The following is a 22,655-nucleotide window of genomic DNA, read 5'->3' on the forward strand; positions in this document are numbered from 1 at the left end:
AACTATCAATTACTATTTAAAATTTAAATAACACTTCCTTTTTAAAGGCACTCTATAATTAAATTTATCAAACTTTAATTTTTATTAAATTAAGCTTTAATTTATTAATCTGACTATTTAACTAATTTCATTTCAGTTAATTGTACTTTTTGGCATGTTAGCGAGTGATGGCGGCGCCAATAACACCGACCCATTTTCAGAAGGAATAACGGACGATAACCAATGGATTGTGGAAGAACCACACATGATGATTATTACCCTAGACCAAGTGTTGCTCGACTATCTACCCATCGGTTCAAGTTATGATGGCCCATACGTGATGTGGAATGGTATGCCATACGCACACATTATTATTCCCGTTAGAGCGAGAAAATAAAAAGAAAAAATCCGATACTCAATATTTTGAATATCGGATTTTTATAGCGTTATCGAGCTAACCAAACTCTCGCTAGTATTCCTATCGGAGTGGTAACGCCAGTTGTGACGGAGGAAATTTCACCATTTCTTAAAATATAAATGGTTGGAGTCACGCTAATTTTCCATTCACGCATAATATAGCTTGAAGGATCGTTTATGTTTTCAAAACGATATTCTTTTGCCCTCATAAACTGCGCCACACGCTCATTCGGTCCCGACGATCCAGAAACGCCAACTACGGTGTAGTCATCACTCAGCCAACTCACGCTTGGGCTTACAAATTTACAAGCGGGACACCAAGTCGCCCAAAAATAAACAACGACAGGTTGTTCATAACTTTGCGCGATTGCATCGAAGTGTTCGCCATCGCTCAATACTGAGCTCAATGGTGGTGACTCCTGTTTAGGAATATCTTTAGTGCGATACCAATCCATCGCGATAGAAATCGCGGTGACAATGAGCACCATCTGTACGATTTGAATGAGCCAATATCGGAATGTTCTACGCTGCTTTGTCGAACTCATTGAATGGCTCCCCCACTCGCTTGTTTCACCGCGCTTAAAACAACATCATCAGTCAGAATCACAGGTAACGGGATACCTTGTGGCGCCGCCGGGCCATAGACGATGTTAAACGGCACACCGTAACGCCCATGAGCTCGTAAAAAGTCAGTTACCGAGCCGTCCGGATGTGTCCAATCCCCTTTTAACGTCGCTACATTAGGGCTTTGCAGCAATGAGTAGACAGGATCTTGCCAGATCACACCGATCTTGTTCGCTTTACACGTGACACACCAATCCGCAGTGACATCCACAAACACCACTCGCCCATTATTGACGTGATCTTCAATCGCCGAGTTAGAAAGCTTCTGCCACGCTAAGTCCTCAGGAAGCGGTGTCGCCCATTGGTCGGCAGTGACACTACCAAGTAACAGGCCACCAGCTATCAACACTAATGACGCAGTTCCGGATACAGCAAGCGCTTTCTCACCATACACTTTCTTAACTCTTGCCATCATTACAACAAAAGCAACCACAGCGATAAGTGCAATCCATAACATCGGTACATGATTTGCCATTAATGAAAGTAGCCAAATGCTAGTCGCCAGCATCATTATGCCAAACACGATTTTAACGACATTCATCCACGAGCCAGGCTTTGGTAGTTTCAGCGCGATATTTGGAAACACAGCGACTAAGAGCCAAGGCAGTGCCATACCCAATGCTAATGCTGTAAAGGTTGCAAATAACGTTAATACGTCGGCACCCAAGGCAAACGCCACGGCCGTTCCTAGAAAAGGCGCGGAGCAAGGCGTCGCAAGCAATGTAGCAAACATACCTTGAACATAGTGACCAACTAGGGAGTTATCACCTTTCGAGGCCAGCCATGTATTGGTACCCGATGATAGACGGACTTCAAACAGCCCCAGCATATTGGCCCCAAACAAAGTGGTGACCAACACCATCAAACCTAAGAACCAAGGGCTTTGAAATTGCACGCCCCAGCCAATGGCATTACCTGTTAGCTTAAGCACCAAAATAAAACCAGCGAGAATCCAGAACGACGTTAATATACCAAGTGACGAGGCAACAAACTGAGCGCGAATTTGACGACGCTCGATACCTTGAGCGGCAACAATACTACTTAGCTTCATCCCCAAAACCGGAAGAACGCAAGGCATAATGTTAAGAATTAAACCGCCGAGCAACGCGAATAGAAAAACACTCGTTAGAGACGTGCTCGGCAACGGTTCAACTATTGCCTCAGCAGTTGCTTGAGTGGTTTCTTCTGCTAGTAAATTGGTGTCTTTGATGGTCACAAACAGCGACTGACCATCTAACTCCACATCGCCCAGCCAAGTATCAACGATATAGCTCGCGGTGACGATGTTTCCTTCTTGATACATTCCTTCAAGCTTGAAGCTATAGTCTCGCGTTGCTTCATCGACACCATCCACCAGCACTTGTGGTTGTTGCCAACCCTGACTGTTCTGTAGCTTGATTTGTAGTTTCGATTGGTTCGCATCCCAACTCGCCTGAGTAACATCAATAAACGGCGATGGCTGCGGCACGTTACTCACTGCTTGAGCGTAACTGAACATCACGTCTTCATCGACTTTTAGATCAGAAGGCAAGAACGTCAATTGAATTTGATAGTCGGTCAGCACACAAATCGTCGTACAAGAAGAAAGTGTCAGTACCGCATCAATCGTGACAGGTTTGGACATGTCTTCGACGTGCAGCGTCATGGGGAACAAAGTATCGCCTTTATACCCAAGAGTCTCGATACCTAATAGTTCGAATTTTTGTGGGTGCGGCCATTGCCAATCCACTTTGGATAAATTTTGTGAATTCTGCCAATCAATAGATGGTGCTACGCCGCCCTCACCAGGTGAACGCCAGTAAGTTTTCCAGTCCCCAGCCAACTTGACGTCCAGATAACCAGTGATTGTTTTGGCTTGCGGATCTTGTTGACCAGTGAGCACAAAGCGCGTTTGCACTGGAAGATGTTGCGGGTTGGTCAGCCAACCTGTATCAGTAGTTTGAGCTGAAATACTCAGAGAGAGCAAACTCAAAGCAAGCGTCATAAAAAACATGGACGCAAACTGAGTCAGTTTAGTAATTTGATTCATAGTGATTCCTAGTTAAAAGACAAAGGTGCTAAATAACTGACGCTAGTGGTCAGAAAGCACGCTTTTATTCTCGGAACACACAGAAAGTCAGATGGACTCGATACTTACGGCCTATCGGTTCCGTCCAATGTTGCGCACCAATATAGGCACTGCACAACCAAATTGCCGAAGCAAAAAGACCGACAAACAGAACAACAATAAATACATCGAGTTGATGTTGAGAAAACTGAATTAACTTTTCAGACAATTCGCACTTGCTAGTTTCTTTAGTATCAATCGACTTGACGCTCGAACGCTCATCAGCAAGTGAAACCGCGGGCGATTCCGTCTCATATTTCATAGAGCATGACGATGCAAAGCCTGAATTTTGCATCAGACACACAACGACCACCCAGCCAATAATCGCCAGTAGCCATTTTGCCCGCTTATGTGGCGTGTGATGTCGTTTAGTCAACAAACTCATAAGAATTCAGATAAAGTAAGAACGAAGAAGATAATACGCGAGTCGTCATAAAGCTCAAGTTGTATCCTCTAAATAACCTTAAGAGGCTTCACTCGGTAACCTTTAATCTAGCTTGCCATAAATATATGCCAACTCTGCGACGGTTTTTGCCGAGAACTTCTTCAATAGATTAGCTCGGTGTACTTCAACCGTTCGCATTGCTATGCAAAGTTCGTCAGCAATACGAATGTTGCGCTTTCCTTCAATAATCAAACGTAAAATGTCTTTTTCTCTAGGTGTGAGCGATTCATAAGCCGATTTAGCTGCTGCCATATCGAGGTTTGTGGCAGACTGCGCCTGTCCCTGCAAAATGGCTCGTGCCAGTTCATCGCCTTTGACTGGTTTTTGGAAGAAATTGACCGCCCCAGCTTGCAATGCATCGACCGCCATCGGAACATCACCATGCCCTGTCAGATAAATAACGGCTAACGGGCTGTTGGCTTTATTTAAAATTTGGTGCACTTGCTGACCACGAAGGTTGGGCATTCGGCTATCAAGGATCACGCATCCGGCCTGATGAATGTCCACTTTATCGAGAAAAGATTGCCCATCAGCAAAAGTCGTCACGTTGAAGTCATGCTCTTCCAGCATAAAAGCGAGCGAGTCACGCACCGATTCATCATCATCGACTACAAAAACAGGTAGCTGCTTTTCACCGCTGCTCATTGAATGCTCCTATGCCTAGTTCAGATTAGTTTTGATATGGAAACACAAGCTCAACCAAACAACCATGTGGTGCTGTCGAGCTGATGACAAACTCGCCACCATGCATTTCCATCACATCGCGACAAATGGCTAACCCCAGCCCAAGCCCTTCTTCTTTGCTACTCACAAACGCTTGAGTCGGATTCTCTTGCTGCAACCCTGTACCATTGTCTAACACTCGAATGGAAAGTTGATTGACTTGGTAGTCACTATGCAGGGCAATTTTACCTTGATAACCTGACGAGTGATATTTCTCTTGGAACAAAGTACACGCATCAATCGCGTTACTGATCACATTAACTAAAACCTGTTGAACGCCCACAGCGTCGACAAGTACCGGACGGACGTTCCCTTCTATACTGGTCACAATCGAAATATTTTGCTTCTTCATTCGAAAATGGAGCAACTCAATCGTGTCATCAATGAGTACTTGAGGATCGCACGGCGCTTTGTCGACACTACGCTTGCGGATCAACGTTCTTAAGCGCTGAATAATTGCATCGGCTCGTTCAACTTGGCCCTGTATTTTCTCAAGCACTGGGACAATATCTTCATGAGGGCGCTTTTTGGCCAAGCGAAGTAAACCGCCTTCACTGTAATTGCGAATGGCCGCCAATGGCTGATTGAGTTCATGGGCAAGACTAGTGCCGATTTCTCCGACAATCGCGACTCTTTGTGAGTGTTCTAACTGTTCGCTTTTCTCTTTTAATCGTAACGATGTCTGCTCCAACGCTTGCTTACTCTTGCTAAATCGATACTCAAGCCAAAAGTGGTACGCGTTCAACACAATAACAAACATGAACAGCGCCCATGCCCATTCTTGATGACTACGCAGCCAGCGCAATGCTTCTTGCCACCAAGGTTGTTGCAACGGATGGAGATCCAACGCCTGATAAAGTTTGTCGATGCTCAGCAAGCTGACGGGGGACGTCCAACCTGACGCGCCTGCCGCAATAACCGCAGGGTGTTCAGGTGGCATCGCTAACAATACTTGCGCAATCTGTTTGGCAATCTGAGCTGAGCCGCGCTCTGTTTTGGCAAATGACCAGTTAGGATAAAGCGGTGTGGAAACAGCGCATAACGAGCGCTCGTTCGGCTGTTGATTTAAAACTCGGTAATTACCCGGTTGTAAAAGCCCTTCACTTAACATCTGTTCCAATAAACAAGCAGGGACGACGGCCGCTTCCACATTGCCATCACGTAATTGATACAGGTTGGCATCAATAGGAAAACCAAGATAGCGGACATCGGAAAAGAAATCGTTTGGATTAAGCCCCATTTTGACTATTTGATAGCGCATCGTTAGATAACCACCAAAGGCTTTTTCTGATACCGCCGCAACGGGACGTCCTGAGACATCTTGCACCGTTTGATAACTTGAATTGGCTCGAACCACAAGCGCCGAACCAATTCCGTAATTCGAGTTTTGTGGTGCTCTGCTGGTTAGCGTTGCCATCCACGACAGCGCGTATTGCCTGCCCAACCGCACTGCTTGACCTGGGTTGGTTAAGATGAAATCCATGGTCTGAAACTTCACCGCTTCGCCCATTTCATCCAAGTTAAGGGGATGAAGAACAAAATGCACATCGGAAATTTGCTGATTGAGCCAATCAATGGTCGGTTGCCATCTCTGCTCGGCATAAAGATGACCACGTATCGCTAACACGCCCACTTCGACTTTTTTCTTGACCTGTGGCTGCTCTGCTTTTTGCTCTTGCAGATCTGCTTGTTCAGAAACTGCGCCGTGAGCCAAAGATGCAAAGGCAACTAAGCAAAGAATCCAAAGCTGAAGCCACAGTGCTTTTTTCATGATGAGTCGAATCGTTCCGTCAAGAGAGTACGACAAGAATAACAGCTACCTTCCCTAAACCACATTTGTTTTAGATCAAGTTTGATCTGGGTATGTGGAAATCCACAATATAAGCCTCGCAGTGCATTTCTCACAATGGAATCAGTCAATTCAAATACAACAAAAAAGCAGGTGAGTTATGGATTCCACCAAACGTCGCTTTCTCAGCGCGGTCACAGCCGGAGCCGCGTTAATTCCAGTCGCAGGCATTGGCACGGCAACTGCGGGAAACATTATTCGAAATAACCAGTCCGCTGACCGAAAAGGACAAGTCGGGAAGCGTTATGCCATGGTGATAGATTTACGTAAATGTGTCGGATGCCAGGCTTGCACTGTGGGTTGCAGCATCGAGAACCAAGCGCCTATCGGTCAATTCCGAACCACCGTAAAGCAATACGAAGTTACGTTAGATGATGGCTCTACCACGCGAGAAGCAAAAGCCTTTATGCTACCGCGCCTTTGTAACCACTGCGACAACCCACCTTGCGTGGCAGTGTGTCCGGTTCAAGCAACCTTTCAGCGCAAAGATGGCATTGTCATGGTGGATAACAGCCGCTGCGTCGCCTGCGCGTACTGCGTACAAGCTTGCCCTTACGATGCTCGCTTTATCAATGAAGACACCCTCACCGCAGATAAATGTACCTTCTGTGCTCACCGTCTAGAACAAGGTCTATTGCCTGCCTGCGTGGAAACCTGTGTTGGCGGTGCACGTGTAATTGGTGATTTGAATGATCCATCAAGTGAAGTCCGCCACTTAATTGCGAAGCACCAAGACGATATCAAAGTGCTAAAACCCAATGAAGGCACCAAGCCTCACGTGTTTTACATCGGCATGGATGAACGCTTCACCAGCCACATCGACGGACAACCTGCTATTTACGACCCACAGGGAGAGCGCGCATGAACATCACCGAAGTGTTAGTCCAACCTCAAGCGATGGCTTGGCTCCCGTGGGCGGTGCAATATTTCTTCTACATCGGTTCGGCTTATGCGGCTGCTGTTTTATTCCTAATCGCCCTATTATTTGAAAAACACACCAGTCACAGACTGCGCGCTGCGCTTGTTCTGACGCTGGCCATCGGCGCCATCGTGGGGCCATTAGCGTTAACTGGCGACCTTCACCAACCGGGACGCGCATGGCATTTTTACGCACACATCACTCCGTGGTCATGGATGTCTTTAGGGTCGCTTTTCTTGCCTGTTTTCTCAGGTTTAGCGGTAGTGACTGCATGGCTGTATCTCCGCGAGGATCTTATCGCACTGCGAAATCAACCGGGAAAAGTCCTACCTCTGTTATCTAAGTTGTCGCTTGGTGAATGGGCTATTTCTCACAAAGTGATGCTCACAATATCTGCAATCACCGTGTTATCAGGCTTAACCATCGCCCTTTATACTGGAGCTGAAATTGCAGTCGTTCAATCGCGCCCTTTATGGCACCAACCCGCGTCACCAATTCTTTGGTTTGTCACTGCATTTATGGGCGCGGTCGGATTTTCTCTGTTGATTTGGCTCTTGCTGCCTAGTCAGTCAAAGACGCTGACATCTGGCGATACTAATTTACTTAAAAAATCAGTGGTTACCAGCGGTGTATTAACGCTGATACTGCTACCGATTTGGGCATCCAACAATTCCGCATTTTCGCTCTATTCTAGCGAACAATGGATGCACAACATTGCCCTGCTCACTTTTGTCGTTTTAGGTTGTGTTTTGCTCGCCTTCATCTTCTTGCGCGATACCCAAAAGTCCACATCAGCCAGATTTCGTCACGTCATAGGGCTCAGTTTTGTGTCTGCTGCCGCACTGGCAAGTGCATGGCTGATTCGCTGGTTTACCATCATGGAAGTGCAAACCATCGCCAAGTTCGATGCAGGGCTGTATCCATACCAACTCACTATGGATGGAAATGGCTGGATAGGCATTATCGGCATGCTCGGATTATGGCTTGCACTGGCACTGCTCGGTTCGGAGCTGGTTCAGCCAAAACAAAAGATCGAAGTAAAAGCCTCATCACTCACCTTAACTGAACGCTAATCAAAGAGGATTTCATCATGGATAACAAACGCCGTCAGTTTTTGAAATCAGGCATTGCAGTGGGTGGGCTTGGCGCATTCGCTGCGGGTTACGCCACCACCACCAAACACATGGTCGAGGGTGCGCTCGAAGGCACTGCGGGAGAAAAAACGCGTGATATTCACCACGGTAACTCGCTTGAACCAGAGTACACGGTCAACAGCAAAGGCAACCTAATCCCTAATCCAAATCAGCGCGTTGCGCCATCGATGTGTTTTGGTTGTTGGTCACTGTGCGGATTGCGTGTACGCATTGATAACCGCAGCGACGAGATTTTGCGCATTACTGGCAACCCATATCACCCACTCTCTCATCAGCAACACATGCCGTTCGAAACGCCAGTCAAAGATGCTTATTTAAGTTTGGCAGGAGAAGCGGGCCTTGACGGTCGTTCAACAGCATGCGCACGTGGCAATGGGATGCTAGAAATTCGCAACAGCCCGTACCGCATTACTCAGCCACTGAAACGAGTTGGAAAACGCGGCGAAGGAAAATGGATTCCGATCAGCTACGAGCAATTGATAGAAGAAGTCGTAGAAGGTGGTGATTTATTTGGTGAAGGCCATGTTGATGGCTTACGCGACATTCGCGATTTAACAACGCCCGTTGATCCTGAAAACCCAGAATATGGACCGAAAGCCAACCAACTGTTAATGACCAACGCCGGTAACGAAGGCCGAGACGACATATTCAAACGCTTCGCGTTCAACAGCTATGGTACGCGTAACTTTGGGCATCATGGCTCTTACTGCGGCTACGCATTTCGTGCTGGCAGCGGCGCATTCATGAACGATTTAGATAAGAACGCGCACTTGAAGCCAGACTTTGATAACGCTGAATACATCATCTTCATCGGAATGTCACCAGCTCAAGCGGGTAACCCTTTTAAGCGTCAGGCGCGCCAACTCGCCAATGCGCGAACAGAAGGCAGCTTGGAATACACCATCATCACACCAAGTTTGCCGGCGGGTTCATCGAGCTTGGCAGCAGGTGACAATAACCGCTGGATACCAATCAAACCGGGCACCGACTCTGCCCTCGTGCTTGGCATGATCCAATGGATCATCGAAAACCAACGCTACAACAAAACCTTCTTGGCGCAGCCGGGGGCAAACGCGATGAAACGAGCAGGCACCGCGCACTGGTGTAATGCTACACATCTAGTGATAAGCGATGAGCAGCACCCGAGAAACGGCACGTTTTTACGCGCATCGGATATGAATCTGCCATTCGAGGGCGAAGCGTTGTCTGATTCCGACCCGTACGTCATCGTGGATGATCAAAGCGGCGAATTTGGTGTGCATACCCAGACAGGAGAGGCGGCACTGTTTGTCGATAAAACGGTTTCGCTTGCATCAGGCGAAGTGCGCGTAAAATCGTCTCTACAAAGGCTCAAAGAAGAGGCGTTCAAATACAGTCTTGCGTTCTACAGCCAACAATGTGAAATCCCTGTCGAACAAATTGTTGAACTAGCAAAGCGCTTTACCAGTCACGGAACAAAAGCGGTGGTCGATACCCACGGTGGCAACATGCACACCAATGGGTTCTATAACTCGTTTACCATCATGATGCTCAATGCGTTGATTGGTAATATCAACATGAAAGGCGGCGCGATGGCGAAAGCGGGTGGCTACCCAACTTCCGCTGCGGGTCCTCGTTACGACTTCATCAAATTTGCTGACAAAGTCGGCCCGAAAGGCGTCTTTTTGTCGCGCAGTAAATTCCCATACCACAAAACCAGCGAATACAAACGTCGCGTTGAGGCAGGAAAATCCCCTTATCCAACTCGCGCCCCTTGGTATCCGTTTGCCGCGCCACTGCTGACAGAACACCTATCTGCGGCTATTGATGGTTATCCATATCGCGTTAAAGCGTGGATCAACCACATGGCGAACCCGATGTATGGTGTACCCGGTTTGAAAACACTGCTGGAAGACAAGCTTAAAGATCCAAAGCAGATCGGTTTGATTGTGTCTGTTGATGCATTCATTAACGAAACCACCGCGTTGTCGGATTACATTGTGCCGGACACCGTTACTTACGAAAGCTGGGGCATGGCAACGCCTTGGCACGACGTTCCGGTGAAAACCGTCACCGCTCGTTGGCCGATAGTGGAAGCGAGAACAGAGAAAACCGCCGACGGTCGCTCGATTTGTTTAGAGAACTTCCTGATTGATGTTGCTAAGAAAATGCAGCTGGGCGGTTTTGGTGACAATGCAATTCAAGATGCACAAGGCAACTGGCACGCTCTCCATCACGCCGAAGATTTCTATTTGCGAGCTGCGGCAAACTTGGCTTATGTGAAAGGCGGCGTGCCTGAAGTTTCGGCAGAAGACATTGCATGGTCAGGCTTAGAGCGTTTAATGCCAGCGATGCAAAGAACGCTAACAGCGGATGAGATGAAACGAGTGGCGTTTATTTTTGCTCGCGGCGGACGCTTTGAAAATGCAACCGAAGCGTATCAAGGTGAGCAAATGAAGCACAAATGGACACGACCTGTCGCGATATGGAATGAACGTGTCGGCAGCGCAAGAAACACCATGACCGGTGATTTCTACACGGGTTGCCCAACATGGCATCCACAAAAACTGGCCGATGGCACACCAATGGAAGACCAGTTCCCAAGCTCAGAATGGCCTTTCAGCCTGACGAACTTTAAATCCAACATTCACAGTGCGGTATCCAATCTATCGCCAAGGTTGAACTCGATTAAAGGCGTAAACCCAGTGTACATCCATCCAATCGATGCCGAGCGCGCAGGCATTAAAACGGGTGATGAGTTTGTTATCGAGACACCATCTGCAAGCACCAAAGCACTTGCGATGATAGTCAGCGGGATTCGCCCTGGCACACTCGGATTTGAACATGGGTTTGGTCATACCGAGCTAGGACAACGCTCGCACTGGATCGGCGATAAACAGCAACCAGTAAAAACTCGCAGCCAAGATGGCGTCAACATTAACGACATCGGATTAATTGACCCAACCCGAGAAGGGAAAGGCGTGTTGTTAGATTGGGTGGTAGGAGCCGCGGCTCGTCAATCATTACCAGCCAAAATCCGCAAAGCGTAACGCCGCACGTTAAGACGTCTCTACCACTTAGAGCTGCCGATTTGTGCAGCTCTTCACCACTTTGTTTTTATCGCTTATAGAACAACCAATAAAAACAAATACGGCCATTTACACTTATTAAATATGTGGAAATCCACAATACCTTTCATTATTGACAAGGCCGACAATATCGTCCAAGTGACTACCAAGTAGCACTTAGACATATTAATAAAAATTAAAGTGAGTCAGCATGTCAAAAATTCTTCCAGTGGTGGTGGCCTGTTTGTTAGCAACCACTATGGGCGCAAGCGCCTCTTCTATTCCGGAAAAAGCCAGCGTATGTAGCGGTTGTCACGGCCAAGATGGCATGGGACAGCCAAATATCGCGCCGATGATCGCTGGCTTAAACGCGAACTATCTCAACACTCAAATCGAACTATTCCTTAGTGGCGAACGCCAAAATGTGGTCATGCAAGGCATGGCGAAGGAACTCAACGATCCCGCAGACCGTAAGGAAGTTATGGAGTACTTTGCTAACCTCCCGAGCTACGAGTTCACGAATCCAGAACAACGCGGCGACCAAGCTGATATTCGTAACCCGTATCGTAAATTAATTTTCCAAGGCGATTGGGATAGAAATATTCCAGCTTGCGCAACTTGTCATGGAGCCAGCGGTATGGGCGTCGACAAGTTCCCTCGCCTCGCAAGCCAACATGCTGATTACTTAAAAACGCAATTGATGGCATGGAAAAACGGCACTCGCAGTGGCGACCCGCTCAATATGATGGGGACCATCGCAAAAAATCTCACTGACAAAGAGATCGAAAATCTTGCTTACTACTTTGCCTCATTACGTTACTAGGAGCAGTCATGAAACGTTTCTATTCTTTGTTCGCACTGCCTTTCATTTCTACGCTCGTACTAGCTAACGATCCATTACCGGACCGCCAGAAAGAGCTACCTGCGATAGAAAAAGAAAATCACGGTGAATACTTAAAACCGCGTGATCTCAGCACAATCCCAAACACCGCATTTGGTGAGCAAGTAAAACGCGGTTACTCGCTCTTTGTTAACTCACAACAAATGCGCGGAAAATACGTTGGCAACGAACAAAACTGTGTGAACTGCCATATGGAGGCAGGACGAAAAGCAAACGCTGCGCCACTGTGGGCAGCTTACATGGCATACCCGGCATATCGTAAGAAAAACGATCGCGTAAACAGCTATGCTGACCGTATCCAAGGTTGTTTCGAGTATTCCATGAACGGTAAAGCGCCCGCTTACGATTCGACAGAAATTGTTGCCCTTAGTGCTTACGCCTACTGGTTAGCGATGGGCGGCTTGCTTGACAAACATGGTATGACGGATGAACCCATCCCAGAGCTAGACGCAAAAGCGTTGCAAATTGGTGGAAAAGCAAAAGACTTTCCGTTGCCTGAAGCCATCGCACAAGCATTACCAGTTGAAAAGCGAGGTAATCTCTCTGGGCGTGGCTACCCAAAAATCGCCGCCCCTGAGAAAGAACCATCAATAGAGCGAGGCGCATTGGTCTACGAAAAGAACTGTGAAACTTGCCATCGCGCCGACGGTTCAGGCATCAAAGACACCAACGACCATTCATACATTCCACCACTTTGGGGCGAATATGCGTATAACTGGGGCGCAGGTATGCACCGGATTAACACAGCGGCCTATTTTATTTACGAAAACATGCCGCTTGGTAAAAGTGTACAGCTGACAGAGCAAGAAGCTTGGGATGTCGCAGCATACGTCAACAGCCATGAGCGTCCACAAGATCCTCGATTCAAAGGCAATGTCACCGCAAACGCGGAGAAATATCACCAGCACCAAGGCTATTACGGCAAAACGCTCAACGGTACGCAAGTCGGCTCCAATGCCTTTAAGAGCGGAACGGTCAAGTAAAGTACAACTAAGTACCTTAAATAAAATGCTCTTTTTCCCTGCTCTGATTATCTGGGCAGGGTTACTTACCCTTAAAAACAAGTAATTACCCCCCTCCACAGACAAGCAATATCACATTATTTTCGACTTCCAACATACTCATCTTCGCCGTAAAATCTTGTACCAAACGCGACTTCGTTTATGTCTTAGATCTCCCATATCCTCTAATGCCAAAAGTAAGAAACTCGTAAACTCCTGAATCAAAACAAGCGTGCCTAGTGAAAAAAGAGTATTCTTAAAGCAAATGAATCTAAAACCTACCCGATGAGTATTCAACCTAATTCCCGTCAGTTAATTTCATGCGAAGAGTGCGGCCTTGTTGTTCGCATTCCCGATATCGAACAGGGGCAAAAAGCACAATGTCCTCGATGTTCGCATTCGCTGACTAAAGTGAATGCCAAGCCTTACCAAAGCGTGATCGCCATATCATCGGCATGTTTGATCATGTTAGTGCTAAGCATTTCTTTCCCTTTTATGTCGTTCAGCGTGCAAGGGTTGTCGCAAGAAATCACCTTGTTGCACGCTGCCAAAATGCTGGCTGAGTTTCAAAATGTGCTTTTGGGTGTGCTGCTACTCGCAACAGTTATCGTTTTGCCTGCAATCTATGTTGGTCTCATTCTCTTTCTTCACCTTGAAGCATTAAAAGCACGTAAACATACCCCCTCTAGAAAGCAGCAACGAATGGCAAAAGTTTTATGCCGTCTTCTGTTTCGAGTCGAACCCTGGTTAATGGTGGATGTCTTTTTGATTGGCGTGTTGGTCAGCTTAATTAAAATCGCTTCCCTCGCAGACATAGGAATGGGCACTTCATTCTGGGCGTTTTGTGTATATACCGTTCTGGTAGTCAAATGCATATCAATGGTCGACAAAAGCTGGCTCTGGGAGCACTTTATTCCAGCTATCGAGCTATCTAATGTAAAAGAGGGTGATACGCACCATAACCACAACCATATTGGTTGTCATACGTGTCACCAGCTCAACCCTATTGAAGCTAAAAAACACCAACACTGCATTCGTTGTAAAAGCCCTATTCACAAATACAACCCCGCAGACAACTTACAAAAAGCTTGGGCGCTTTTGTTTGCTTCAGTCATTTTCTATATCCCTGCAAACCTCTACCCTATGATGTACACCGTAAGTCTTGGACATGCAGAAGGTTCGACTATCATGGAGGGGGTAATATTGCTTTGGCATTTAGGTTCTTACCCTATTGCGATGGTAATTTTCTTTGCTAGCGTATTTATTCCAATGGCGAAAATGCTGGCACTCGCGTGGCTGTATTACAATGCGCAAAAAGCGCGATATCTTCCGCACGAAGAGAGTATTTCACGCTTAAAGATCTACCGCATAACTGAGTTTATTGGCCGTTGGTCCATGATCGATATCTTCGTCGTCGCGATCTTAGTTGCACTGGTTCAGCTGCAAAACTTAATGGCGATTTATCCAGGTCCTGCTGCGCTCTCTTTCGCGGCAGTGGTCATTTTTACTATGCTTTCTGCAATGATATTTGACTCACGTTTGTTGTGGCAATTGCCACAAAACGAAGTGCAGGAGCCGATTTCTGACAACTTAAACGAGAAAGCCAAATATGAGTGATGAGAACAACGTAACCGCTCAAATAAAACCGCAAAAGCAGATTTCTGCGATATGGATTGTCCCGATCCTTGCGCTAGCCATGGGAGCGTGGATGCTGTTCCAATATATCAACAGTACAGGCCCACAAATTACTCTCCAACTGCCAACCGCAGATGGGATTGAGGTTGGCAAAACCGAAATCCGAGCATTGAATGTAAAAGTCGGACTGATTACTGAAGTCACTCTCAGTGAAAATTACGATCACATCATCGCTAAGGCACAAATGAACAAGGATGCAGAACGCATGCTGCGAGATGACACCATGTTTTGGGTTGTGAAGCCTCGTATTGGCCGTGATGGCGTTTCAGGTTTAGAGACCTTGCTCTCTGGCGCTTATATCCAACTTCAGCCGGGTAAATCTAAGATAGAGAAAGAGCGCTTTACGGTCTTAGATGTTCCCCCAGTCGCCTCTCCTGATGCAGAGGGGTTACGCCTTGTGTTAACACACCGCGAGGCTGGTAAGCTAGGCGTTGGTGACCCCGTCATTTATAAAGGCTTTACGGTTGGTCGTGTAGAGAAAACCAGCTTTGATGTTGACACTCGCAAAGCGTTATACCAACTCTTTATTTTCAAGCCTTATGACAGCTTAGTGCGCACTCGTACCAAGTTCTGGCTGAATTCTGGCGTAGATTTACAGCTCAACGCTGAAGGGTTCGAAGTCAAGTTTGGCTCATTAGAGAGCATGCTAACGGGTGGTGTTACCTTCGATACCGTTCCAGGTCTTGAATCCGGTGAACAGCTCACTGAAAATATGGTCAACTTCCGCTTGTACGATGATATTAAACAACTTCGAGAAGGCATGTACGATGATTATATTGAATTCGTTATGCTTTTTGATGAATCGGTACGAGGACTTAAACGTAAGGCACCTGTCGAATATCGAGGCTTGAGAATTGGTACTGTGATGCGTGTACCAATGCGACTTCCAACCCCAGAAGAGAACTTTTCTGCGAAAAAAATCCCTGTATTGGTACGAATCGAGCTCGGCCGTGTTTATGGCGATTTCCAATCCCAATCTTTACCAATGTTAAAAGATAAATTGAAGAGTGAGTTTGCTAAAGGCCTACGTGGTACTTTAAAAACAGGTAACTTATTAACAGGCGCACTGTATGTTGACGCCGACTTCTATCCAAACGACGAGCCTTACGTACCGAGTAAGTTTGCTGATTTAGATGTTTTCCCAACCATGCGTGGTGGTTTTGCGCAGGTTCAGCGCCAAGTGAACGACTTCCTAAATAAGATTAATAACTTACCAATGGAAGAAACACTAGACTCTCTCAATTCAACGTTAAAAACGTCCGAAAAAACGTTAGCTTCAGCAGAACGCGTGGCGGACAGTATTGATAAACTTTTGAATCAAAAAGAGACGCAAGAGATCCCAACAGATATTCGCCAAAGCTTGCAGCAATTACAAAAAACACTCGATGGTTATGGGCCCAACTCAACCATGTACAGCGAAATGGAAGCCACGCTAAAAGAATTAGAAAGCGTGATGACAGAGTTTAAACCCGTACTTAAACAGCTAAACGAAAAGCCAAACTCTCTTGTGTTTGGAGAAGATGAAATCAGTGACCCAATACCAGTTAAAGGCCAAAACTAATGAAACGAGTATTCTTTCTGTCTATCGCGCTATTTGTCGGTCTAACGGGTTGCAGTAGCGCTCCGCAAACTAAAGGAGCTATGTACCTTCTACCTAAGGTGGAACCAGTGACGCTGAGCTCTTCTGATATCGCTCAGCGCCCAACTTTAGTTGTTCGTCCAGTGACATTGGCGAGTTATTTGAATGATAATGGCATTGTTTATCGAACCTCTGAGACCCAAGTTATTCAGGCAAAGCACAATCAATGGGCGCACAGTATTTCTGAGCAAATCACTCAGAGAGTCGTCTCGGAACTACGCCACAAGCAAAGTCATTACTGGCCGGCTGAAATGAATAATCTGTTGGATCAAAGCGGTGAAGCCAAACTACAGCTTACGTTAAATAAATTTAATGGCAGCTACAAAGGTAATATCGAAATTGAGGGGGAATGGTTACTCATTAATGCCGAAGGTAAGGTAGAAAACAGCGCGCCAATACAAATCTCTCAGCCGCTTCAAGATGAGGGCTATGAAGCGCTCGTCAACGCTTTATCCATAGGCATAGAAAGCCTAACCTCAGACATTGCCAAACAACTCTAAGTCAATGTTAATTACAGGGAAGCAAGTTGCTTCCCTTTTTTATGCAGAGTGTAGCGACTTCTACTAAGCTGAAAGCTGACGAAAAGCCGAAAAGGAAATTGGATGAAACCATGTAACCTGCTATCACTCTCCTCACTCATTCTTGTATTACCTACATCAGTAGCGCTCTCAGCCGAGACACAAGAATCTCGTTGGCGAAATAGCATAGAAGTGTACATGCTAGGACTGAATATCCACGGGGATACCAGTATTGGTCGCTTTTCATCAGAGGTGGATGTCGATCCTAAGTTCATAGTAGACCACCTCGATATTGGGGCGATGTTGCGATTCGAGAGTATTTACCAAAGTAAGTGGGGCTACTACATAGATTATAGTTTCATGAACTTAAGTGGTGATGTTAATAATATCAAGGGCGCTCTGCCTAACGCTCGTTATCGTGCGGACATCGAAATACGGCAAGGTGTTCTAGAAGCAAAGGCATTCCAACGCGAACAATATTCATTTGGTAAACTGGATTATATGTTTGGATTACGTTGGTGGGACAATGACATCACCGGCAAGCTGTATCGTAATGACAACCGGGTACTAGAAGATAGACTGTCATTACAAGAAGATTGGGTCGATTTTTTAGTTGGCTTGCGACTCATTGATGAATTGAGTGAAAACTGGCGATTTCATGCCAGTATCGACGCCGGACTTGGCAACGATACTCACTTCACTTATGCCATTCAAACTGGTGTTCGTTATCGCTTTAACGAATGGTCTGATCTCAACTTAGCTTACAAGTCGACCTGGGTCGATTACAAAAATGAAGAGGTATTTGAATATGATACGGCTTCTCAAGGGCTTTTAGTCGGACTTGGCTTTTACTTTTGATCAGGTGAAACCCTAGCCTATATTCAAGCGTTGTAACGTGTACTAGCTCTAGGTACACGTCTAGTGCCGCGTTACAGATGCTTAAATAAGGCAAATTGATCTTCATCAGACTATAAATTGCTCTTCGGTGTTACTCTCTGTCGCAAAATATAAAACCCCACTCTATGACCTCATATAGGTCTTGTTGATAAGGTTCCCGAGTAGCAATGTCGATTAACATTTCCGATTTAACCACCGCCCTAAATAAGGTGGAGCATATTCATAAAGTGCAGCTTGAAAACGTACATCAGTTCTTCAAAGCAAACGAAGCTTTCTCGTTGCAAACATTCAGCCAGCTGATATCAAGCGACTCGCTTGATGATCGATTTAAAACCATCGATAAAGCTTTCTCTTTGCTTGGTGATGCAAAAACCTACCTTTTAGAAGTGTCTTACCTTATTAAGTAAAAAAGAAAGCCCCGATAAAATTCATTACCGGGGCTATCATTTTCTATCTAAACTAATGACTTACAATTTGTAACGATCATCAATTACCGTTAATTCTGGGAAGGTTTTACCCTCGTCCATCGCTTCCTCTGTCTCTTCTTTTACTTGGTTATCAATCCAGAAATTACCGATATCCATTGGATGAAGCACCCATTCTGTCGCTTTTGTCATGCCGTTTTTAGGAATTTTAACCCAGCGCCAATGAGCAACTCGAGAATAAGGCACCATGTAGCCAGGAACGATGATATTTGCTTTGCTGACATAGTTTTGGATTTGATGCGACAAGTCGTAACGCTTCTCCTGATCAAACTCAGAGTCATACGCTTCAATTAACTTGTCTAGCTCAGGGCTGCTGTAGTTGGTGTGAGCATTCGTTTGTGGTCGATTTGCATTATCCGAGTGTAGGTATTCCCAATACGCAGGGATCTCACCAGAGCCCATATTCAAAAACGCTAGCTGATGCTTTTTCTCAAGAATGTATTTAAACGCAGATGAGCCATCCACCAAGTTTAACGTGAACTCAAGACCAGCAAGTTTCGCTTGCTCTTTCAGGTATGCAATACGCGGTGTCCAAGAGTTGTATCCGTAGGTGATGGCAAAGCTCAAGCGTTGGCCCTTGTCGTTAACACGAATACCATCTGCGCCCACTTTGTCAAAGCCCGCTTTTTCGAAGTGTTTAACCGCCGCATCAGCATCAAACTTTGGCGGTGTATTGTTAGGATCATCGTATTCGCCATGACCAAAGCCGAGTCCATGCGGTTTACGTGAATAATCTCCACGCATGATGTTTTCAATCATGCCGTCATAGTCAGTGGCTGCCATAACACCTTTACGCACTTCTAGGTTATCCAACATCGGCATCGCTGTGTTCATCCAAAGACCACCAGCTCCTTGCGGTGCTTCGTTAAAGCCCCAGTACTTTTGGATATAGCCTTTTTTGTACACATCACTATTGGTTTTGTCATGCCAAAAGCTTGGTAGCACCATCTCAAAGTAGTCTAAGTTGCCTTTCTCAAAGTGCTTCATGGCAATATCAGGATCGCGAATTACCTTAATGCGAACCTTTTCAACGTTATAACGGTTTTTATAGTAGCGGTTGTTGTATCCCCACCAATCTTCACCGACATGTTTGAATGTTACGCTCTTACCTTTCTTCACTTGATCAATGTAGTAAGGCGCTGCGGTTGGCTCAGATTTAAAGTTAAACTTTCTGACGAAGTTATCAGGCATGCCATCGTTATTTGCGTCCTTTTCTCCTTCAAAGAAGTGTTCAGGACGAGGCTGAAAACCATTACTTGGCATGTTAATCATAACCATAAGTGAGTCATGACTTTGAGCTACAGCAAGATTGACTTTGATCGTGTAGTCATCAATTTTTTCAACACTCACAATACTGTTTGTGAAGAAGTCGTTATACCACGGGTCGATAATGTCTTTTGACGTGTAGTACTTCATCATAAAGACGTAATCATCTGCTGTAATTTTTTCACCATCTGACCACTCGGCCGTTTCGTCGAGTTTAAAGAATACGGTTTTGTTGTCCTCTCCAAATGCCCATGACTTAGCAAGTTGAGGGATCCATTTGCCAGTATTTGGATGACGCTGAGCCAGTTTTGGTGAACCATCCATTAAGTATTGGCGCAAACCTGAGTTCGCATCTGGACCAACACTTCGTAATGTTTGCGGAAAGCTCTGAATGTAAGTGCGATAGGTGCCACCTCGTACCGCTTCTTCAGAGGCAAATAGAGGTTCGTTGTTGTTTGAAATCCATTCGATATCAGCTGGCAATTCTGCCGCACTCAGTTGAAAACTGGCAGCGGTCAGTGTTGCTAGTACTGAAAATGGCAGTTTTTTAGTCATGTTTCTTCCTTGTTGTGTTTGCGCACTAAGGTCGTAACAAGGAAGACAGCGTGTGAAAGCTCACAGAAAGCTGCGATTTAAAATACGCAGATAGGAAATAATAGGAACGTAATATGAAGTGACGTCCTGCCAGCTTCTATATTAATTTCAAAGAGTTTCACTAGGTCATCCTAGACCTTACAACGCAGTGAATGCATCTTCGCCATAGTATTCTTTAGACATTTGTAACGCAAGCCATCAATAACACATGGTTGCATTTTCGAGGCATCACAGTGAGTTATGTTACAAAAGTGTGATCGGCATAGTACCAAGCCCTACTTTACTCAGAATAAACCGCAGAACCTTTATCTCAATTGGCCCCGATATACCAGTTAAAGCGAGTAAATGATCAGACATAGCTGGTTAAAAGGAATGGTTGTTTACCGCGATCAGTATTTTCATTCGATGTAAAAAGTGAGGCATCTTAGCCTCACTTTTCTCCATACAATCGAGACAGTGCTTACATGTTAGATAAGCTCTCATTGATCGACTTCAGCACTTCTGCAGGATTTGACGCTTGAGTGATAGGGCGACCAATCACAAGATAATCTGAACCTGATTGGATAGCGTCTACTGGCGTCATGATACGGCGTTGGTCACCTTGTTCTGAGCCAGCAGGTCGAATACCAGGGGTCACTAACTTAAATTCTTGGCCTAGTTCGCTCTTCAGTAATGAGGACTCTTGCGCTGAACATACCACACCATCTAAGCCTGCGTTTTTGGTCAAGGTTGCTAGACGAATCACTTGCTCCTGAGGCGCAACATTCAAACCAATACCAGCTAAATCACTTTGTTCCATACTGGTTAGTACCGTTACACCGATAAGAAGTGGACGATCTTTACCATATGGCTCAAGAATTTCACGTGATGCCGTCATCATACGCTCACCACCGCTCGCGTGTACGTTCACCATCCATACACCCATTTCAGCCGCAGCGCGAACTGCTTTCGAACAGGTGTTTGGAATATCGTGAAATTTTAAATCTAGGAATACCGAGAAACCACGTTTATGGAGTTCACGTACAAAATCAGGACCAAATAGCGTAAACATCTCCTTGCCAACTTTTAGTCGGCATGACGCAGGATCAATTCTATCTACAAACGCAAGTGCATCTGCTTGGTTATCATAATCCAGTGCGACAATAACTTTTTGGTCGATCATTTCATCTCCTAACTGTTTTGGTTCTTATTAAATAAAAAGTTAAAAAAATGCAGCGGACAGAAACTCTGCCAGCTGCATTAAGAATTATTCACCATCCAATCCGCGGATTGGCTTGATCGTCCCCCATCCTTTACAGGACGGACAATGCCAATAAAGGGAATGGGTAGAAAATCCACACTTCCGGCATCGGTAATGTGGTTTCACTTTTAACTGTTCACCCACCATCGCTTGTAGTGTTGATAGGCTGTCTTTCGCTCGACCATCTTCTGCTTCTGCAATGTGGTAGTCAATTAAACGGTAGAAGCCCTTCATGGTTGGGTTTTTCAGCAATTGTTTCGTCAGTAACTCTTGAGCAGCCCCAACGTTCTCGTGATGAGCAACTAATTGAGCCAACATCAACTCGGCTGATACGCCTGCTTTCTTATCAATACAAGCTCTCAGAAACTCGACAAGTTCATCTTCCTGACCCAGATGATGATAGCATTCTGCAATAGTTGGCAAGACATCACTGATAAAGTCTTTATCTTGCTCAAGTACCCCCGTCAGATATTTGATGGTGTGCTTATAGTCTTCAGACTCTAGGTAAATTCGTCCCAAAGCAATACTTGCTCGAACACACTTCGGGTCTTCCGCTAACGCTTTTTTAAAATGCTGTATTGCCTTATTAGTATTCCCATCAGCTTGGTCGAGCATGGCTATTTCACACCAAAAATGGGCAATATTTGCACGCATCCTTGAGCGTTTATTACCTAACTTAGCCAATTGGTTCGCGTAATAAATCGCCTTTTCCCATTCTCGTGTTTGCTGATAAATGGTCACTAATTGTTGAAGAGCCGCCTCTTTGTAATCTGGCTCTTCGACTAACTGTTCGAAGATTTTCTCTGCACGATCAAGAAAACCAGAGACCATGTAGTCTTTCGCTAACTGTTGAAGGGCGAGGTTCTTTTGGTCCAGTGTTAAGCCTGAACGAGAAATAAGATTTTGGTGAATTCTGATTGCGCGGTCGACTTCACCACGAGACCGGAACAGGTTACCCAACGCAAGGTGAGTATCAATGGTCTCGTTATCAACTTGGAGCAATTCAATAAAGTGATCGACAGCCTTATCTGATTGGTCAGAGAGCAGCAGATTAAGACCCGTCATATACTGACGAGAGATTTGATGAGATTGCTTCTGCTTGTCTTGCTGAGCGCTGCGATGCCCCATATACCAGCCATACGCAGCAGCTATAGG

The 22,655-nt window shown here is 45.7% G+C and carries 19 protein-coding genes; 11 read left to right on the forward strand and 8 right to left on the reverse strand.

Translation table 11 applies throughout. From position 1 onward, the window contains the following. The first annotated feature begins 154 nt into the window (after positions 1-154). The gene (locus R7E29_RS13480; protein WP_017633882.1) at positions 155-376 is read left to right on the forward strand and encodes a hypothetical protein; all 222 of its coding nucleotides are present in this window, start codon (positions 155-157) and stop codon (positions 374-376) included. 49 nt (positions 377-425) lie between these two features. Here the strand turns inward: R7E29_RS13480 and R7E29_RS13485 are convergent, their stop codons facing one another. The 5 genes from R7E29_RS13485 to R7E29_RS13505 form a co-directional block, all read right to left on the reverse strand. Further along, on the reverse strand, positions 426-941 hold the full coding sequence (locus R7E29_RS13485) for a protein disulfide oxidoreductase (RefSeq protein ID WP_017633881.1): 516 nt from the start codon (positions 939-941) through the stop codon (positions 426-428). Then, on the reverse strand, positions 938-3,049 hold the full coding sequence (locus R7E29_RS13490) for a protein-disulfide reductase DsbD family protein (RefSeq protein ID WP_054576214.1): 2,112 nt from the start codon (positions 3,047-3,049) through the stop codon (positions 938-940). Before R7E29_RS13490 ends, R7E29_RS13485 begins: the two co-directional genes overlap by 4 nt. A 64-nt stretch (positions 3,050-3,113) precedes the next feature. Then, on the reverse strand, positions 3,114-3,512 hold the full coding sequence (locus R7E29_RS13495; protein ID WP_005376702.1) for a hypothetical protein: 399 nt from the start codon (positions 3,510-3,512) through the stop codon (positions 3,114-3,116). A gap of 102 nt (positions 3,513-3,614) precedes the next feature. Then, positions 3,615-4,217, reverse strand: a complete 603-nt coding sequence (locus R7E29_RS13500; protein WP_047103388.1) for a response regulator transcription factor — start codon at positions 4,215-4,217, stop codon at positions 3,615-3,617. Positions 4,218-4,242: 25 nt separating this feature from the next. Beyond that, positions 4,243-6,066, reverse strand: coding sequence for a sensor histidine kinase (locus R7E29_RS13505; RefSeq protein WP_047103390.1), 1,824 nt, complete (start codon positions 6,064-6,066; stop codon positions 4,243-4,245). A gap of 178 nt (positions 6,067-6,244) precedes the next feature. On the opposite strand from R7E29_RS13505, the gene dsrO reads away from it, so the two are divergent. From dsrO to R7E29_RS13555, 10 genes are all read left to right on the forward strand, one after another. After that, on the forward strand, positions 6,245-7,009 hold the full coding sequence (dsrO, locus tag R7E29_RS13510; protein ID WP_047103392.1) for a sulfate reduction electron transfer complex DsrMKJOP subunit DsrO: 765 nt from the start codon (positions 6,245-6,247) through the stop codon (positions 7,007-7,009). After that, positions 7,006-8,136 (forward strand): NrfD/PsrC family molybdoenzyme membrane anchor subunit, encoded by a 1,131-nt coding sequence (gene nrfD, locus R7E29_RS13515; protein ID WP_047103395.1) that lies wholly within the window; start codon positions 7,006-7,008, stop codon positions 8,134-8,136. The genes dsrO and nrfD overlap by 4 nt, the downstream gene beginning before the upstream one ends. A gap of 17 nt (positions 8,137-8,153) precedes the next feature. Beyond that, on the forward strand, positions 8,154-11,246 hold the full coding sequence (locus tag R7E29_RS13520; RefSeq protein WP_054576215.1) for a tetrathionate reductase subunit A: 3,093 nt from the start codon (positions 8,154-8,156) through the stop codon (positions 11,244-11,246). A gap of 277 nt (positions 11,247-11,523) precedes the next feature. Then, positions 11,524-12,087 (forward strand): c-type cytochrome, encoded by a 564-nt coding sequence (locus R7E29_RS13525; RefSeq protein ID WP_373920870.1) that lies wholly within the window; start codon positions 11,524-11,526, stop codon positions 12,085-12,087. 8 nt (positions 12,088-12,095) lie between these two features. After that, on the forward strand, positions 12,096-13,148 hold the full coding sequence (locus R7E29_RS13530; RefSeq protein WP_017633872.1) for a c-type cytochrome: 1,053 nt from the start codon (positions 12,096-12,098) through the stop codon (positions 13,146-13,148). 303 nt (positions 13,149-13,451) lie between these two features. Then, positions 13,452-14,783 carry a paraquat-inducible protein A gene (locus R7E29_RS13535; RefSeq protein ID WP_017633871.1) on the forward strand — a complete coding sequence of 444 codons (1,332 nt, stop codon included), beginning with the start codon at positions 13,452-13,454 and terminating at the stop codon, positions 14,781-14,783. Continuing rightward, the gene (gene pqiB, locus R7E29_RS13540; RefSeq protein WP_005376682.1) at positions 14,776-16,422 is read left to right on the forward strand and encodes an intermembrane transport protein PqiB; all 1,647 of its coding nucleotides are present in this window, start codon (positions 14,776-14,778) and stop codon (positions 16,420-16,422) included. The genes R7E29_RS13535 and pqiB overlap by 8 nt, the downstream gene beginning before the upstream one ends. Then, a complete protein-coding gene (locus tag R7E29_RS13545; RefSeq protein WP_017633869.1) occupies positions 16,422-17,000 on the forward strand; it encodes a membrane integrity-associated transporter subunit PqiC in 579 nt (192 codons plus the stop codon). The genes pqiB and R7E29_RS13545 overlap by 1 nt, the downstream gene beginning before the upstream one ends. Positions 17,001-17,102: 102 nt before the next feature. Further along, positions 17,103-17,876, forward strand: a complete 774-nt coding sequence (locus R7E29_RS13550; protein ID WP_017633868.1) for a hypothetical protein — start codon at positions 17,103-17,105, stop codon at positions 17,874-17,876. Positions 17,877-18,082: 206 nt separating this feature from the next. Continuing rightward, the gene (locus R7E29_RS13555; RefSeq protein WP_005385812.1) at positions 18,083-18,322 is read left to right on the forward strand and encodes a hypothetical protein; all 240 of its coding nucleotides are present in this window, start codon (positions 18,083-18,085) and stop codon (positions 18,320-18,322) included. A gap of 60 nt (positions 18,323-18,382) precedes the next feature. On the opposite strand, the gene R7E29_RS13560 is transcribed toward R7E29_RS13555, so the two are convergent. From R7E29_RS13560 to lapB, 3 genes are all read right to left on the reverse strand, one after another. Continuing rightward, positions 18,383-20,221: an extracellular solute-binding protein gene (locus tag R7E29_RS13560; RefSeq protein WP_017633867.1), complete on the reverse strand. Its 1,839-nt coding sequence runs from the start codon at positions 20,219-20,221 to the stop codon at positions 18,383-18,385. A 499-nt stretch (positions 20,222-20,720) separates the two neighbouring features. Beyond that, positions 20,721-21,422: an orotidine-5'-phosphate decarboxylase gene (gene pyrF / locus R7E29_RS13565; RefSeq protein WP_005376667.1), complete on the reverse strand. Its 702-nt coding sequence runs from the start codon at positions 21,420-21,422 to the stop codon at positions 20,721-20,723. Between the two features lie 84 nt (positions 21,423-21,506). Continuing rightward, positions 21,507-22,655, reverse strand: a 1,149-nt coding sequence (lapB, locus tag R7E29_RS13570) for a lipopolysaccharide assembly protein LapB (protein ID WP_318082704.1), incomplete at its 5' end; no start/stop codon positions are given.

The organism is Vibrio sp. Vb1729 (assembly GCF_033338655.1).
GTDB lineage: Bacteria > Pseudomonadota > Gammaproteobacteria > Enterobacterales > Vibrionaceae > Vibrio > Vibrio alginolyticus.

Bases quoted from the DNA above. Each gene is read 5' to 3' on its own strand.
- R7E29_RS13495 (WP_005376702.1), bottom strand. From the start codon at position 3,512: ATGAGTTTGTTGACTAAACGACATCACACGCCACATAAGCGGGCAAAA.
- R7E29_RS13490 (WP_054576214.1), bottom strand. From the start codon at position 3,049: ATGAATCAAATTACTAAACTGACTCAGTTTGCGTCCATGTTTTTTATG.
- pqiB (WP_005376682.1), top strand. From the start codon at position 14,776: ATGAGTGATGAGAACAACGTAACCGCTCAAATAAAACCGCAAAAGCAG.
- R7E29_RS13485 (WP_017633881.1), bottom strand. From the start codon at position 941: ATGAGTTCGACAAAGCAGCGTAGAACATTCCGATATTGGCTCATTCAA.
- pyrF (WP_005376667.1), bottom strand. From the start codon at position 21,422: ATGATCGACCAAAAAGTTATTGTCGCACTGGATTATGATAACCAAGCA.
- R7E29_RS13480 (WP_017633882.1), top strand. From the start codon at position 155: ATGTTAGCGAGTGATGGCGGCGCCAATAACACCGACCCATTTTCAGAA.
- R7E29_RS13545 (WP_017633869.1), top strand. From the start codon at position 16,422: ATGAAACGAGTATTCTTTCTGTCTATCGCGCTATTTGTCGGTCTAACG.
- R7E29_RS13535 (WP_017633871.1), top strand. From the start codon at position 13,452: ATGAGTATTCAACCTAATTCCCGTCAGTTAATTTCATGCGAAGAGTGC.
- R7E29_RS13505 (WP_047103390.1), bottom strand. From the start codon at position 6,066: ATGAAAAAAGCACTGTGGCTTCAGCTTTGGATTCTTTGCTTAGTTGCC.
- R7E29_RS13500 (WP_047103388.1), bottom strand. From the start codon at position 4,217: ATGAGCAGCGGTGAAAAGCAGCTACCTGTTTTTGTAGTCGATGATGAT.
- R7E29_RS13560 (WP_017633867.1), bottom strand. From the start codon at position 20,221: ATGACTAAAAAACTGCCATTTTCAGTACTAGCAACACTGACCGCTGCC.
- nrfD (WP_047103395.1), top strand. From the start codon at position 7,006: ATGAACATCACCGAAGTGTTAGTCCAACCTCAAGCGATGGCTTGGCTC.
- R7E29_RS13555 (WP_005385812.1), top strand. From the start codon at position 18,083: ATGTCGATTAACATTTCCGATTTAACCACCGCCCTAAATAAGGTGGAG.
- R7E29_RS13530 (WP_017633872.1), top strand. From the start codon at position 12,096: ATGAAACGTTTCTATTCTTTGTTCGCACTGCCTTTCATTTCTACGCTC.
- R7E29_RS13525 (WP_373920870.1), top strand. From the start codon at position 11,524: ATGGGCGCAAGCGCCTCTTCTATTCCGGAAAAAGCCAGCGTATGTAGC.
- dsrO (WP_047103392.1), top strand. From the start codon at position 6,245: ATGGATTCCACCAAACGTCGCTTTCTCAGCGCGGTCACAGCCGGAGCC.
- R7E29_RS13550 (WP_017633868.1), top strand. From the start codon at position 17,103: ATGAAACCATGTAACCTGCTATCACTCTCCTCACTCATTCTTGTATTA.
- R7E29_RS13520 (WP_054576215.1), top strand. From the start codon at position 8,154: ATGGATAACAAACGCCGTCAGTTTTTGAAATCAGGCATTGCAGTGGGT.